The sequence below is a fragment of the Streptomyces sp. NPDC104307 genome (assembly GCF_055584045.1).
In genome coordinates this window covers 498,394-513,570 of the sequence record NZ_JBVJMU010000003.1, presented here as the reverse complement: position 1 = coordinate 513,570, position 15,177 = coordinate 498,394, and the positions used below count along the sequence as shown (strand labels likewise).

The following is a 15,177-nucleotide window of genomic DNA, read 5'->3' as shown; positions in this document are numbered from 1 at the left end:
CCTGATCAGCACCCCGGATAGCGCTCGCCCGGCCAGTCCACCGGGTGCTCGAACTCCAGGGACAGGTCGTCGGCCACCTCGGCGATCACCGCCCGCCCCTCTGTGCGCACCAGCCAGGACGGCGGAAGGTGTACGTCGCCGTGGTGGGCGCCGAGCAGGTTGCCGCAGACGGCGCCGGTGGAGTCGCTGTCGCCCGAGTGGTTGACCGAGAGCAGCAGGGCCTCGCCCACCTGATCCGCGCCCGGCAGGACCAGCGCGCAGTACACGGCGATGGCGAGCGCCTCCTCCGCCACCCAGCCCGCGCCGAGCGACTCCACCTTCTCCGCGCTCGGCGCGCCCCGGCCGGCCAGCTCGAAGGCCGCCCGGAGCGCGGCGGACGTCTCCTGGTGGCCGGGGTGGCGGGCCAGCAGCTCCATGGCCCGCAGCACCGCGCCGGGCAGCGAGTCGCCCTCCATGAGGTGAGCGACGACCGCCGCGAGCGCACCGGCCGCGTAGGCGCCGGTGAGGTGGCCGTGGGTGATCCGCGCACACCGGGCGGCCAGCCCGAAGTTCTCCTCCACGGACCCGCCGGTCAGCCCGAAGGGGGCGGAGCGCATCACCGTGCCGCAGCCCTTGGAGTCGGTGTTGACCGGGCCGGGACTGCCGAGCGGGGACCTCGGGTCTGGGGTGTGGCCGGCCGTGAGCCCGGTCAGGCAGGCATTGCCGGGGGCCCGCCGCGCGTACAGCCAGGGCTGCTCCCTGAGCCAGCCGGTACGGACCAGGTCTTCGCCGACGCGAGCGGGGGGCGCGGGGTGGTTCTGGGTGTCGAGCCAGCGCAGGTAGGCGTGCCTGATGACCGCGGTCTCGGCGCCGCCGATGCCCTTGGCCATGGCCCGGGAGTGGGCCCTGATCAGGCCTTCCGCGGTGAAGAGCGTCATCTGGGTGTCGTCCGTGACACGCCCGATGACCCCGTCCTCGTCGGCCGTCAGACCGCGTACGCCCTGTTCACCGTGGGCCCGCCGGATACCCGCGAGCGACAGGAACTCCACCGGATTGCCCAGCGCGTCCCCTATCGCCCCGCCCAGCAGACATCCCCGGACCCGGGCCCTCCGCACGGAACCGTTCCCCCATGCCGCACCGCTCATCGCCGGCACCCCACACTCTCTCGTCGGTTCGCCGCGTTCCGCCGTCGCGGGTCCATGCTGGTAGGAGAGGCGATGCCATGCGTACCGGTAAGTGAACCGACGACCGCGCGCAGTTCGCTGCGACTGCGGCTCCGGCTGAGTCTATGGGGCCTGGCCGGGTCGTCTCCGGTCAGGCGAGGGCCTGATCACGGCCTGACGGCGGTCACGCGTCAGCCGTCGAAGCGAGCGGCCCTCAGATACTCCGGGTTGGGGTCGAGAGCCGCCGCGAGCCTGAAGTGCCGGGTGGCCCGTTCCGGATGGCCGGCCCGCTCGAAGGTGCGGGCCAGCGCGAAGTGCGCGAAGGCGTTGTCCGGCTCGCGTTCCAGGACGAGTTCGAATTCGAGCTCGGCGGGGCGCAGTTGGGCGGCCGCGAAGAAGGCGCGGGCGCGCAGCAGCCGGGCCGCTGTGTTCTCCGGGTGCGAGGCGATCACCGAGTCGAGCAGCTTCACGGCGCCCCGGGGATCGCGCGCCGCGAGCAGCTGCTCGGCCGCGCGGAAGTCTATGACGTGGGTTTCCGGGTTCCTCTCGGGCACAGTCGCATCCTTCCCTCGGCCACCTGGGTGTGAACGTCGCTTCGGGGCACCGTATTCCGGTCCGGGTCAGTTCCGGGTCGGTCCGGGCCGGTCCGGGTCAGTTCCGGTCAGCCCGCCTCGGCCCGCCGCACCAGCTGCGACCAGACCTCGCGGACCTGCGGTGCCAGGGCCTCGACTGGTCCGTCGTTGTCGATGACCAGGTCCGCGACGGCGAGCCGTTCCTCCCGGGTGGCCTGGGCCGCCATCCGGGCCCGCGCGTCCGCCTCCGTCATCCCGCGCAGTCGCACGAGCCGGTCGAGCTGGGTCCCGGGAGCGGCGTCCACGACGACGACCAGGTCGTACAGGGGGGCGAGGCCGTTCTCCGTGAGGAGGGGGACGTCGTGGACGACCACGGAGCCGGCGCCCGCGGCTCGCTCCAGCTCGGCGGAGCGGGCGCCGACCAGCGGGTGGACGATCGCGTTGAGGGCGGCCAGCCGATCGGCGTCGGAGAAGACGATCGAGCCGAGCTTCGGCCGGTCCAGGGTGCCTTCCGGGGTGAGGACCCCGGTGCCGAACTCCTCGACGAGAGCGGCGAGCCCGGGGGTGCCGGGTTCGACGACCTCGCGGGCGATCCGGTCGGCGTCGACCAGGACGGCTCCGTGGCCGACGAGCAGCGCGGACACTTCGCTCTTGCCGGCGCCGATTCCACCGGTCAGGCCCACTTTCAGCATGGCGGCAGCCTAAGGCCTGGCGTCGGACCGCCGCCTGCCGGGCCCGCGGGACCGGAGCGGCCGCCCCGCGTCGCCGCAATAGAGCACCCGCCTCGCGTCGCCGCGATGGAGCGGCGGCCTGGCGCGGGACGGCCGTGCACCGGCGGTCAGCTGTCGCCTTCCCGCTCGGCCAGGAAGCGTTCGAATTCGAGGCCGATCTCGTCGGCGGACGGCAGGTCCACCGGCTCCGCGACCAGATTGCCCCGGGTCTCCGCACCCGCCACCGCGTCGTACTGGTGCTCAAGGCCCTCGACCAGCGAGACGAGTTCCTCGTCGCCCTGCCCGATCTGGCGGTCGATCTCCGTCTGGGTGCGGTGCGCCTCCGTGCGCAGGGCGTGGGCGACGGCCGGCAGGACCAGTCCGGTCGCGGCCGTGATCGACTCCAGCGCGGTGAGCGCGGCGTCAGGGTAGGCGGAGCGGGCGACGTAGTGCGGTACGTGGGTGGCGACACCCAGCACGTCGTGTCCGGCCTCCATCAGCCGGTACTCGACCAGGGCCTCTGCGGAACCGGGCACCTGGGCCTCGTCGAACGGGCTGCGGTGGCCAGGCATGAGGTCGGTGCGGTTGCCGTGCGGGGTGATGCCGACGGGGCGGGTGTGCGGGACGCCCATCGGGATGCCGTGGAAGTTGACCGCGAGGCGGACACCGAGCCGTTCGACGATCTGCTCGACGGCGGCGGCGAACCTCTCCCACTCCACGTCGGGCTCCGGCCCGGACAGCAGCAGGAACGGCGCCCCGGTGGCGTCCTGGACCACCCGGACGTCCAGCGTCGGGGTCTCGTACGACGTCCAGCGGTCACGCCGGAAGGTCAGCAGGGGACGCCGTGCGCGGTAGTCCACGAGGCGGTCGTGGTCGAAGCGGGCCACCACCTGGTGCGGCAGCGATTCGAGCAGACCGTCGACGATCTGCTCACCGGTCTCACCCGCGTCGATGTACCCCTCGAAGTGGTAGAGCATGACCAGGCCGGCCGACTCCTGGGCCAGCGCCATGTCGACGACGGCCAGGCCCTTCGGGTCCCATTCGTACAAACTCTGCGGATCAGCCACGGTTACCGCTCCTCCTTGTGTTCCTGAAGAAGAACGCCCCGAGGGGCACGGGCATTCCCTCCCGTGCCCCTTCACATGGTGTTTACCCAAGTACCCGCGCGTGCAGTGCGGTGACCGCCTTCCGCGCCGAGGTGAACGCCCCGTGCTGCCAGGCGTCCGCGTAGCTCAGGTAGTCACCGGCGAAGTAGACGCGCCCGGCAGCCCGGTTGAGCGGTGCGAAGACGGGGGCGTCGGGGCCGCCAGAGAGTGAGTGCCAGGACGCCTCCAGGTACGGGGTCTGGCGCCAGTGGTGGGAGAACGACGTGGCGAGTTCGGTCCGGTACTTGTCGCCGTGGATCTTCACGCCCTGGGCCACGGCCCGCGCCTCCCGCCGCTCCGGGGTGAGGGCGGCGTACGCGTCCGCGTCCGCGCCGGTGTTGTAGTACCCGATGAGGGTGCCGCGCCTGCCCTGGTGGCCGTAGGACGGGTACCAGATGTGGGCGAGGTCCATGTCGGTCTCGGTGATGCCGCCGTAGATGTGGTGGTCGCTCTCCCACCAGCGGCTGCGGTACTCCAGGCCGATCTTCCCGGCCGAGGACGGCTTGCAGGCCTCCAGCGCGGTCTGGACGGCCGGGCCCAGGTTGTGGGCGGTCCTGGCCAGGATGTTGGGCGGCAGCGCGGCGACGCAGTAGTCCGCCTCGATGCTGCGGGTGCGGCCGGACCGGGTGTAGGTGACGGTGACGCCGTGCGAGGTGTCGGTGATCTTCGTGACGGCCGCGCCGGTACGGATCCTGCGCTCCCCTATCGCCCGGGTGAGCGCGGCGGGTATCCGGTCCATGCCGCCGACCGGCTGGAACATCAGCATCGCCTGGTCGTACTCGAACTCGAAGGCGAAGTACCGCCCGACGCCGCTGGCGAAGACCTCGGACGCGGAGGGTACGGACCCCAGCTCCTCGCCCGGGGTCCCGGCGGCCGCGGGGTCGACGCGGTAGCCGCGCCGGGGGCTTCCGGTGTAGTCGAGCGTCTCTCCGATGTCGCCGAAGTCCTTCAGGAACTCCATGAGCCGTTCCTGGTCGTCGGCGGTGATCTGCCGGTCGAGCGCTCCCTTGTCGGTTGCCTTGGAGAGGAGTTCGGCGACATAGCCGTACACGTCGGCCTTGGCGGTGCGGTAGCGCACCGGGGCCTTCATGCCCGCCTTCTCGTTGTAGATATACGCGTTGGCGTTCACGTTGGTGAACATCTCGATGGGTACGCCGAGTTCGCGACAGTAGTCGAGGGTGACCATCCACTGCGGGATCCGGCCGGGCCCGCAGTTCATGTACTGGCCGTCGCTGAACCGGGCCGTCTGCCGGACACCGTGGATGTCGGTGGTGGAATCCCCGCCGCGCACGGTGAAGTTCCGGCCGCCCGTGCGGCCGCGGGCCTCCAGGACCGTCACGTCGTAGCCCGCCTTGCCCAGCTCGTAGGCGGTGGCGAGACCGGCGATACCGCCGCCCACGACGACCACCTTGGCCGCGGCCTTCCCCTTCAGGTGGAAGTCACCGGTGCTGGGCGCGCGGTAGGCGGGTTCACGGCTTGCCGCCTGGGCGGTGGGGGCGAGGCCGAGGGCCCCCATGGTGGCGAACATGGCGCCCGCACCGCCGGTGATGCCGACGTTGCGCAGAAAGGTGCGGCGGCTGTCGCCGGGCGTCACGGAGGAAGGGTGCGAAGACTGGGTCATGGGGCGGCTCCTGTCCGGATCCTGAGGTTGCCGGGATCCTGGCAAGGGCGTGTTACGTGCCGTCAGTTACTCGTGTATCCCGCACGTTTCTCTCTGTTCACCCCGCTCGCACCCCCACGGGCCACGCACCCCCCACAGCCCCCACAGCCCCCACAGCATTGGTCCAGACCTTGACATGGCGTCACCTCGTCCCTACCGTCACTGGGCAGCACGTTCAGAAACTCGCCCCACATTCACGTACGAGAACCCTGAACCTCTGACGGGAAGGCACCCCCATGCGCACCCGCACACTGCTCCCCGCCCTGCTCTCCACCGCTCTGGCCACCGGCGGCCTGCTCCTCGCCTCGGCCGCCACCGCCGGAGCCGCGACGGTCATCCAGGTGAGCACCGCGGCCCAGCTCAAGTCGGCCCTCACCGCGGCCGCTCCCGGCGACACGATCCAGCTCGCGGACGGCACGTACACCGGCAATTTCAAGGCGACCGTCCCCGGCACCGCCGCCGCACGGATCACCCTGACCGGCTCCGCGGGAGCGGTCCTGACGGCCGGCGGCGGCTACGGGCTGCACCTCAACGGCGCCTCGTACTGGACCGTGAAGGGCATCACCGTCTCCGGCGGCCAGAAGGGCATCATGGCCGACAGCGCCGACGGCGTCGTCATCGACTCGGTCACCGTGCACGACCTCGACATGGAGGGCGTCCACTTCCGCAAGTCCAGCAGCGACGGCGTCATCAGGAACTCACGGATCTACGACACCGGGCACGACGGCCGAGGCATGGGTGAGGGCGTCTACGTGGGCACGGCGGGCGACCTCTCCGACAACAGCGACCGGGTCCAGATCCTGGACAACACGATCGGCCCGGATGTCGGCGGCGAGAACATCGACATCAAGGAGGGCACCACGGGCACCCGGATCACCGGCAACACCTTCGACGGAAGCGGGCTGACCGGCGCCAACTACGACGACTCCTGGGTCGACGTGAAGGGCAACGACGTGCTGGTCGAGGGCAACCGGGGATCCCGCACGACCAACAACGGCTACGAGACGCACACCCAGCAGAGCGGCTGGGGCTGCGGAACCGTCTTCCGGGACAACACCTCGGACCTGTCCGGTTCGACGGGCGACAAGCGGATCGCGTTCAACGTGACCAACTACAGCGCGAGTTGCCCGACGACGGTCTACGCGAGCAACACCGTGACGGGCGGCAACGGCCTGACCAACATCGCCGTCACCCCGTAGTCCGTGTCCGGACCACGCATGAGGCCCGCCCCCCGAAGGGGACGGGCCTCATGCGTCATCTACTGCGACCGATGACCGGCCGGAGGGTCAGAGCGTCAGCTCTGGCCGCCCGCCAGCTTCTCGCGCAGGGCAGCCAGGGCCTCGTCCGACGCCAGGGCGCCGGAGTTGTCCGCGGACTCCGAGGAGTACGAACCGCCACCGCCGCCACCGCTGCCGCCGGAGGCAGCCGGAGCCGCGCCGGCCGGGGCGGCAGCGCCCTCGGCAGCAGCGGCCTCGTCGGCCTCGCGGGACTTGATGACCTGGGCCTGGTGCTGCTCGAAGCGCGTCTGCGCCTCGGCGTACTGGGTCTCCCAGACCTCGCGCTGAGCCTCGAAGCCCTCGAGCCAGTCGTTGGTCTCGGGGTCGAAGCCCTCGGGGTAGATGTAGTTGCCCTGGTCGTCGTACGACGCGGCCATGCCGTACAGCGTCGGGTCGAACTCGACCGAGGCCGGGTCGCCACCGAAGGACTCGTTGGCCTGCTTCAGCGAGAGGCTGATCCGACGACGCTCAAGGTCGATGTCGATGACCTTGACGAAGATCTCGTCGTTGACCTGGACGACCTGCTCCGGGATCTCCACGTGGCGCTCGGCCAGCTCGGAGATGTGGACCAGGCCCTCGATGCCCTCGTCGACGCGCACGAACGCACCGAACGGAACGAGCTTGGTGACCTTACCGGGAACAACCTGCCCGATCTGGTGCGTCCGGGCGAACTGCTGCCACGGGTCTTCCTGCGTCGCCTTGAGCGACAGCGACACGCGCTCGCGGTCCATGTCCACGTCGAGAACCTCGACGGTGACCTCCTGGCCGACCTCGACAACCTCGGAGGGGTGGTCGATGTGCTTCCAGGACAGCTCGGAGACGTGCACGAGACCGTCGACGCCACCCAGGTCCACGAAGGCACCGAAGTTGACGATCGAGGAGACGACGCCGGAGCGGACCTGACCCTTCTGCAGGGTCGTGAGGAACGTCTGGCGAACCTCGGACTGGGTCTGCTCGAGCCAGGCACGGCGGGACAGGACCACGTTGTTGCGGTTCTTGTCCAGCTCGATGATCTTGGCTTCGAGCTCCTTGCCCACGTACGGCTGGAGGTCGCGGACGCGGCGCATCTCGACCAGCGACGCCGGCAGGAAGCCGCGGAGGCCGATGTCGAGGATGAGACCACCCTTGACGACCTCGATGACGGTACCGGTGACGATGCCGTCTTCTTCCTTGATCTTCTCGATGGTGCCCCAGGCACGCTCGTACTGAGCGCGCTTCTTCGAGAGGATCAGGCGGCCTTCCTTGTCCTCCTTCTGGAGAACCAGGGCCTCGATCTCGTCGCCGACCTTGACGACCTCATTGGGGTCGACGTCGTGCTTGATCGAGAGCTCGCGGCTCGGGATGACACCTTCGGTCTTGTAACCGATGTCGAGGAGAACCTCGTCGCGGTCAACCTTGACGATGACACCATCAACGATGTCGCCGTCGTTGAAGTACTTGATCGTCTCGTCGATGGCCGCGAGGAACGCGTCCGCGTCGCCGATGTCGTTGACCGCAACCTGCGGAGTGGTGGCGGTGGTCTCGGTGCTGCTCGTCATGTGGGAAAGGGCTCCGGTACGGACAGTGAGTCGAAGTTACTGCTACGCCGTGAGCCCGTATCGCCTCTGCAGAAGCCGGACAGCCCGGGAGGCGCCCGATCCCGCGAGCGGGAGGCGCCTCGTGAACCGAGGGGACATACAACAGATGCGAGCGCGGCCTGCTAGGTCTGAGGCGCGCAGGCTCGCAGCGCAACTTGTAGCATACGGGGGCAGCAGGGCAGGGTCAATGCGCGAAGGCGCACACCAGGGGCGGAAGACCCCATACCCGGCACAACTCGTGTTCACCGAGGCCACATCGGTCCCGATGATGTCCCGGACACACGGGTCGCCCACCCACAGATCCCCCCTTGGTACGTACCGCGTACGACGGGGTGAAGGCAAACTACAGCGACGGGCACGATGAGCCAAGAGATTCCCCCTGCCGAACCCTCCGGACGCTCCCTCACCTCGGAGCTCCCCGGACTCTCCGAGCCCGAGGTGACACGCCGCAGCGCGGACGTGGCCGAGAGCAGCCGGGCCAGCCGGGGCTGGTGGGACCGCAACGCCGACGAGTACCAGAACGAGCACGGCACCTTCCTCGGCGACGACAGGTTCGTCTGGGGCCCCGAAGGCCTCGACGAGACGGAGGCCGGGCTGCTCGGCCCCCTGGACGACCTGGCGGGCCTGGACATCCTGGAGATCGGGGCGGGCGCGGCGCAGTGCTCCCGCTGGCTGGCCGCCCAGGGCGCCCGTCCGGTCGCGCTCGACCTCTCGCACCGCCAGCTCCAGCACGGGCTGCGGATCGGCGGCGTCCCGCTGGTCCAGGCCGACGCCGGGGTGCTGCCGTTCCGCGACGGCAGCTTCGACCTGGCCTGCTCCGCCTACGGCGCGGTGCCGTTCGTCGCCGACCCGGTCCAGGTGTTCCGCGAGGTGCGCCGGGTGCTGCGCCCCGGCGGGCGCTGGGTCTTCTCCGTGACGCACCCGGTCCGCTGGGCCTTCCCCGACGAGCCGGGGCCCGAGGGGCTGTCCGTCGCCGCCTCGTACTTCGACCGCACCCCCTACGTCGAGCAGGACGAGAACGGCGACGCGGTGTACGTGGAGCACCACCGCACGCTCGGTGACCGGGTGCGGGACGTGGTCGCGGGCGGATTCCGCCTGGTCGACCTGGTGGAACCGGAGTGGCCGGAGTGGAACAGCCAGGAGTGGGGCGGCTGGTCGCCGCTGCGCGGCAACCTGATCCCCGGCACCGCCATCTTCGTCTGCGAGCGCGACTGAACCGAGAGGCTGTCCGGAGGTCACCCGGCGGCCGCTGAGGCACCGGCCGGTGCGGGGCACGGCGGCGGACCGTACGAGACTGGGGCCGTGATCCGCACCGACGCCCTGGACCAGCTGCCCGTCCGCACCGCCGTGCCCGCGCTGCGGCGGGCCCTCGACGACCGGGGTGTCGCCGTGCTGTGCGCACCGCCCGGCACCGGCAAGACCACCCTCGTCCCGCTGGTCCTGGCCGGGCTGACCGGCGACGGACCGCCGCGCCGGGTCGTGGTCGCGGAGCCCCGGCGGATCGCGGCCCGCGCGGCGGCGCGGCGGATGGCCTGGCTGCTCGGTGAGCGGACCGGCGAACGGGTCGGGTTCACCGTGCGCGGGGAGCGGGTGGTGGGTCCGGACACCGTGGTGGAGGTGGTCACCACCGGGGTGCTGCTCCAGCGGCTCCAGCGCGACCAGGAGCTGTCCGGCACCGACGTGGTGATCATCGACGAGTGCCACGAACGCCATCTGGACGCCGACACGGTGGCCGCGTTCCTCCTGGACGTACGGGCGGCGATCCGGCCCGATCTGCGGCTGCTGGCCGCGTCCGCGACGACGGACGCGCAGGGCTGGGCCCGGCTGCTCGGGGACGCCCCGGTGGTCGAGGCGCAGGGCGTCTCCTACCCGGTGGAGGTGGTGTGGGCGCCGCCGGTCCGGCCGGTGCGGCCGCCGCACGGGATGAGGGTGGATCCGGCGCTGCTGAGCCATGTCGCCTCCGTGGTGCGGCGGGCGCTGGCCGAGCGGGACGGCGACGTGCTGTGTTTCCTGCCCGGGGCCGGCGAGATCGCCCGGGTGGCGGGGCAGCTGTCCGGCGTCGCGGCCGAGGTGCTCCAGGTGCACGGGCGGGCCCCGGCGGCGGTGCAGGACGCGGTGCTGGCCGGTTCGTCCGAGGGGCGCCGGGTGGTGCTGGCGACCTCGGTGGCGGAGTCCTCGCTGACCGTGCCGGGGGTGCGGACCGTCGTCGACTCGGGGCTGGCCAGGGAGCCGCGCACCGATCACGCCCGGGGCCTGAGCGCGCTGACCACGGTGCGGGCCTCGCAGGCGGCGGGCCGGCAGCGGGCGGGCCGGGCCGGCCGCGAGGCGCCCGGCACGGTCTACCGCTGCTGGGAACAGGCGGAGGACGGGCGGCTCGCCCGGTTCCCCTCCCCCGAGATCAAGGTGGCCGACCTCGCGGCGTTCGCCCTCCAGGCGGCCTGCTGGGGCGACCCGGAGGCGACCGGGCTCGCGCTGCTCGACGCCCCTCCGGCCGGCGCGATGGGCGCGGCCCGCGAAGTACTGACGGCCATCGGCGCGGTGGACGCCGACGGGCGGGTGACAGAGCGCGGCGTACGGATGTCCTGGCTGGGGCTGCACCCGCGGCTGGCCAGGGCACTGCTGGACGGGGCGGCCTCGGTCGGCGGACGCCGGGCGGCGGAGGTGGTGGCGCTGCTGAGCGAGGAGCCGCCCCGGGAGTACGGGGACGACCTGGCCGCCGCGTTGCGCACCGCCCGCCAGGGCAAGGACGCCTACGCGGCCCGCTGGCGCCAGGAGGTGCGGCGGCTGTCCTCCTCGTCCAAGGGCTCCGGTGTCGGCGGTTCCGGTCCGGACGACGCGGCGGTGGGCCTGGTGGCGGCCCTGGCCTTCCCCGAGCGGGTGGCGCGGGCCCGGGGCGAGGGGACGTTCCTGATGGCGTCCGGCACCGGCGCGGAGCTGCGGGAGGGCTCACGGCTGCGCAGTGCGGGGTGGCTGGCGGTCGCGGTCGCGGACCGCCCGGCACATGCCGCGTCCGCACGGGTCCGGCTCGCCGCCGTCATCGACGAGGACACGGCACGCCTGGCGGCCGGACATCTGCGGTTCTCGGGCGAGGAGGTCCGCTGGGACGGCACCGACGTGGTGGCCCGCCGGGTGGAACGCCTGGGCGCCGTCGAACTCTCTGCACGCCCCCTGAAGCAGCCAGAGCCCGCCCTCGTCCGCGAGGCCCTGGTGGAAGGGCTGCGACGGGAGGGGCTCTCCCTGCTGCGCTGGACCCGGGACACCGGACAGCTCCGGGAGCGGCTGGCCTTTCTCCACCGGGAGCTGGGCGAGCCCTGGCCGGACGTCTCTGACGAGGCGCTGCTGAGCCGTACCGAGGATTGGCTGGAGCCGGAGCTGTCGCGGGCCCGGCGCCGCTCGGCGCTGGCCGGGATCGACGCCGGGCAGGCGCTGCGCCGGCTGCTGCCCTGGGCGACCGGCGAGGGGGCCCGGCTGGACGAGCTGGCCCCGGAACGGATCGAGGTGCCGAGCGGTTCGCGGATCAGGGTGGAGTACGACGGGGCGCAGCCGGTGCTCGCGGTGAAGCTCCAGGAGCTGTTCGGGCTCCAGGAGACCCCGAGGGTGGCCGGGGTGCCGGTGCTGGTGCACCTGCTCTCCCCGGCCGGCCGGCCCGCCGCGGTGACGGCGGACCTGGCGTCGTTCTGGCGGGAGGGCTACAAGGCGGTGCGCGCGGAGCTGCGCGGCCGCTACCCGAAGCACCCGTGGCCGGAGGATCCGACGACGATGGAGGCGACCCGGTTCACGAAGGCCCGGCTCAAGCGGGAGTAGGTTCCGGGTCGGGTACGGGTTCGGGCGCGGCGTGCGGGCTCGGTGTGCCGGGCCGCCGCGAACGGGCCTCCAGCCAGAGCGACAGCGCCAGCAGCGCGGCGCCGAGGAAGAGGAAGCCCCAGGGCAGGTACGAGGTCAGCAGCAGGACCAGCACCCGCTGGGACTTGACCTGGTCGACGATCGAGGCGATGTAGTCCTCGCGCATCTTCACGTGCCCGGCGAACACGGTGACGGTGTCCTTGGGCATGCCCATCGCCTTGGCGTTCCGCATCTCCTCCTTGTGGATCTCCTCGCCGTTGACCGGCGCCCCGGTGACGGGATCGACCCAGAACATCCGCTTGGTGGTGTACCAGCGGGTCATCCCGGTCTTGGCGATCTGCGCCGGGGTGATCCCCTTGATCGGCATCGTCTTGGGCATCGGGACCTTGGTCCACGGGACGGTCTGCTCGAAGTAGTAGACCTTCAGGCCACGGAAGGTCTGGGTGCCCTTGTAGTGGATGGGCGAGCTCGTGCGGGTCTGGGCGTCGAAGTACTCGTAGTCCCGCTTCTCGGTGAGGAAGGGCCACTTGTACTCGATGCCCTCGCGGCTGACCCGGTCGCCGTCGACCATCTCTCCGGTGGCGTGGACCGGGGCCTGGCTGTGCGCGTCGAAGATGTAGCGCTCGGGGATCTTGGAGACCATCTTGCCGTCGGGGCCCTGGACGTAGGAGAGCGCGTCCCAGACGACGACGTCGCGGCCCGCGCTGCGCTCGATCTTCTCCGACGCCTCCACATCGCCCTTGAGGGTCTGCACGATGGTGATCTTGTCGACCTTCTTGGCCGTGAGGGTGCTGTAGTCGAGCAGGGTCGCGGGCTTCGCCTCCAGCACCGTCTCCTGGTACTGGTTCGGCGGGATCTTCGCCAGCCGGGGGAAGGCGTACCAGCGCAGCAGCGGCGACATGGCTGCGAAGAAGACGGCGAAGGCCAGGAGTACGAGGCTGGCTCGGCGGCGCATGGGGTGTCCTCCCTCTGCATTCCGTGGTGCGTTCCGTGGTGACTGCTAGTTCTTGGGGCCCGGGACAGTGGTCAGCAGGGGTTTGGGCGAGGTCTCGCCGGGTGGCGCGCCCACCGCGCTGATGGTGAGCACGAGGGCGAGGGCGGCGGCCAGTCCGATGGCGGCGGCGACTAGGGCACGCATGCTCGGCCTCCCGGGGCGCGGAACTGATGGGGCGTCAGGGCTGGGGCACCGTAGCAACCGGGGCGCGAGATGAGAACACCTGGTGTGCTCCGCACCCCGGTTCGCCGTCGCGGCGGCCCGTCGCCGGGCCGCTGAGCGCGCCTGACCCCCGCAGCACAGCGGACAGCCCCTCCGCCGGGTTCGGCGGAGGGGCTGTTGTGGTCGTGGTGCGTCCGGGTCAGGCGCCCGCTTCGGTCCCGGCCTCGGTTCCGGCCTCGGTTCCGGCCTCGGTTCCGCCTTCGGTACCGGTCCCCGTCCCGGCTTCTGTCGCCGCTTCGACCGTCAGCTCGATGTCGACGGTGGCGCCGCCCTCGGTGGTGAGGCGCAGCTTGTACGTGCCCGGGGTGTCACCGGCGTGGATCTTCGAGAGGACGAGCTTCCCGTCGGCGTCGGTGCTCAGGTCCGTCAGGGTGCGGACCTGCTTGCCGTCCTTCTCCTCGAAGTACGGGCCCTTGTCGTTCTCGACCGGCTTCTCGTCGTCGGTGATCATGGTGGCGGTGACGGCGACGCCATGGGCGGCCGCCTTCTTGTACATCGCCTCGAACGCGATGTCGTCGAAGGTGGCGCCGGTCTTCGCGGTCAGCTTCTCGGTGCCGGTCCTGGCGATCGTGTCGGCCTGCCGGGCGGTGACCTTCGCGGCGTAGCTCACGGCGGGCAGCGAGGTGCCGGTGGCCGTCGCGCGCACGGCGAAGTCGCCTGTCTTCTCGCCCGCCTTCAGCACCGGGGCGGTGACCGTGCCGTCGGCGCCGGTGGTGAGGATGACGGTGCGCTTCCCACCGGTGAACGCGGCGTCCGTGTCACCGGTGACGGCGAAGGTCACGGACACCTTGGCGAGGGGGCCGCCGAGGCCGTTCTGTGCCCGCACCTTGATCCGCTCGGTGAAGGCGTCGCCCGCCATGGCGGTCAGCGGGCCGGTGCCCGCGTTCTTCACCCCGGCGAGGGTCTGGGACGGCGTGGGGTCCGGCGTGGGCGGCGGGGACGACGGCTCGCCGGTCTGGCCACCCGGGTCCGACGGGGTGGGGCTCGGCTTCGAAGGAGGCTTCGGGGTCGCAGAGCCGTGCGGCGAGGGCGACGGTGACGGCGTGGGTGACGTCGAGGCGCCGGGGTGCCCGGAGGACGGGTTCCGGTCCGTGCCGCTGCCGAGCCCGGAGGGCAGGACGCCGCTGCCGTCCGGCACCTCGTGGGTGCCGCGCTTGTAGTACTCGAACCAGGAGCGGACGGTGCGCAGGTACTCGTCCGAGTGGTTGTAACTCAGGACCGCCTGGTCCAGGTTGGTCGCGAGCGACAGGTCGCGGGAGCCGGCGCAGAGGTAGCGTCCGGCGGCGAGGGCCGCGTCGTAGATGTTGTTGGGGTCCTTGCGGCCGTCGCCGTTGCCGTCCTGGCCCCAGGTCTCCCAGGTGGACGGGATGAACTGCATCGGGCCGACCGCGCGGTCGTGCGTCGAGTCCCCGTCGTAGGCACCGTTGTCGGTGTCCTTGATCAGGGCGAAGCCCTGGCCGTTGAGGGCCGGGCCGAGGATCGGGGAGAGCGTGGTGCCCTGCGCGTCGACGCGGCCGCCGCGGGCCTGGCCGGACTCGACCTTGCCGATCGCGGCGAGGAGCTGCCACGGCAGCCGGCAGGCGGCGTCCGTGCCCGCGACGGTCTGCTGGGTCTTCTTGTACGCCGCCAGGATCGACGCCGGTATGCCCGATTCCGCACTGCCGGTCACCGGCAGGTCGACGGAAGTGCCGGGCTTGTCCGGCGTGTTCAGCGGCGGCAGGTCCGTGAAGTAGGGCGAGTTGCCGGAGGCCGCGCTGTCGTCCGACGGCGTCGCGCCGGCGGCCGGCTGGTCGTCCTCGGACGCGACCAGGGGCGAACCGGGGCCCTGCGAGGCGGAAAGCGCGGCGACGGCGGCAGCGGCCACAGCAGTGGTGGTCGCCCCTCTGCGCAGTCGGCGACCGAATTGCACTGCCATAACGTGTGGGCCCTCCCCGTCGTCGGCGTCCGCGCTCCCCTGCGCCTGGACTCAGGCGACCCTACGGCAAGTTGTGCCGACCGGACACAGCGGCCTTACCGCTTCTCACCGCTTTCTCAC

Annotated in this window: 12 protein-coding genes; 3 read left to right on the top strand and 9 right to left on the bottom strand. The window is 71.6% G+C overall.

Annotated elements, in window-relative coordinates:
- Positions 1–5 precede the first annotated feature (5 nt).
- From ACZ601_RS12340 to ACZ601_RS12320, 5 genes are all read right to left on the bottom strand, one after another.
- Positions 6–1,124: an ADP-ribosylglycohydrolase family protein gene (locus ACZ601_RS12340; RefSeq protein WP_469536246.1), complete on the bottom strand. Its 1,119-nt coding sequence runs from the start codon at positions 1,122–1,124 to the stop codon at positions 6–8.
- A gap of 209 nt (positions 1,125–1,333) precedes the next feature.
- Positions 1,334–1,696, bottom strand: a complete 363-nt coding sequence (locus ACZ601_RS12335) for a tetratricopeptide repeat protein (RefSeq protein WP_024492382.1) — start codon at positions 1,694–1,696, stop codon at positions 1,334–1,336.
- A 107-nt stretch (positions 1,697–1,803) separates the two neighbouring features.
- Positions 1,804–2,406 carry a dephospho-CoA kinase gene (gene coaE / locus ACZ601_RS12330; RefSeq protein ID WP_469536242.1) on the bottom strand — a complete coding sequence of 201 codons (603 nt, stop codon included), beginning with the start codon at positions 2,404–2,406 and terminating at the stop codon, positions 1,804–1,806.
- Positions 2,407–2,552: 146 nt separating this feature from the next.
- Positions 2,553–3,491, bottom strand: a complete 939-nt coding sequence (locus tag ACZ601_RS12325; protein WP_390090569.1) for a PAC2 family protein — start codon at positions 3,489–3,491, stop codon at positions 2,553–2,555.
- Between the two features lie 82 nt (positions 3,492–3,573).
- The gene (locus ACZ601_RS12320) at positions 3,574–5,097 is read right to left on the bottom strand and encodes a flavin monoamine oxidase family protein (protein ID WP_469536505.1); all 1,524 of its coding nucleotides are present in this window, start codon (positions 5,095–5,097) and stop codon (positions 3,574–3,576) included.
- A 368-nt stretch (positions 5,098–5,465) separates the two neighbouring features.
- On the opposite strand from ACZ601_RS12320, the gene ACZ601_RS12315 reads away from it, so the two are divergent.
- A complete protein-coding gene (locus tag ACZ601_RS12315; RefSeq protein WP_469536239.1) occupies positions 5,466–6,428 on the top strand; it encodes a right-handed parallel beta-helix repeat-containing protein in 963 nt (320 codons plus the stop codon).
- 95 nt (positions 6,429–6,523) lie between these two features.
- On the opposite strand, the gene rpsA is transcribed toward ACZ601_RS12315, so the two are convergent.
- Positions 6,524–8,044: a 30S ribosomal protein S1 gene (rpsA, locus tag ACZ601_RS12310; RefSeq protein WP_024493912.1), complete on the bottom strand. Its 1,521-nt coding sequence runs from the start codon at positions 8,042–8,044 to the stop codon at positions 6,524–6,526.
- 399 nt (positions 8,045–8,443) lie between these two features.
- On the opposite strand from rpsA, the gene ACZ601_RS12305 reads away from it, so the two are divergent.
- Together ACZ601_RS12305 and hrpB are read left to right on the top strand one after the other, a co-directional pair.
- Entirely contained in the window at positions 8,444–9,298 is an 855-nt protein-coding gene (locus tag ACZ601_RS12305) for a class I SAM-dependent methyltransferase (protein ID WP_440575426.1), read from the top strand.
- Positions 9,299–9,385: 87 nt separating this feature from the next.
- Positions 9,386–11,887, top strand: a complete 2,502-nt coding sequence (gene hrpB / locus ACZ601_RS12300) for an ATP-dependent helicase HrpB (RefSeq protein ID WP_469536236.1) — start codon at positions 9,386–9,388, stop codon at positions 11,885–11,887.
- Here the strand turns inward: hrpB and pgfA are convergent.
- The 3 genes from pgfA to ACZ601_RS12285 all read right to left on the bottom strand — a co-directional run bounded on the left by pgfA (position 11,874) and on the right by ACZ601_RS12285 (position 15,057).
- Complete coding sequence (gene pgfA / locus ACZ601_RS12295; protein WP_469536233.1) at positions 11,874–12,881, bottom strand: cell envelope lipid trafficking protein PgfA; 1,008 nt, start codon at positions 12,879–12,881, stop codon at positions 11,874–11,876. The two genes, hrpB and pgfA, sit on opposite strands and share 14 nt — an antisense overlap.
- Positions 12,882–12,926: 45 nt before the next feature.
- The gene (locus tag ACZ601_RS12290; RefSeq protein ID WP_123469382.1) at positions 12,927–13,064 is read right to left on the bottom strand and encodes an SPW_0924 family protein; all 138 of its coding nucleotides are present in this window, start codon (positions 13,062–13,064) and stop codon (positions 12,927–12,929) included.
- A 217-nt stretch (positions 13,065–13,281) separates the two neighbouring features.
- Entirely contained in the window at positions 13,282–15,057 is a 1,776-nt protein-coding gene (locus ACZ601_RS12285; RefSeq protein ID WP_469536230.1) for a lytic transglycosylase domain-containing protein, read from the bottom strand.
- Positions 15,058–15,177 lie beyond the last annotated feature (120 nt).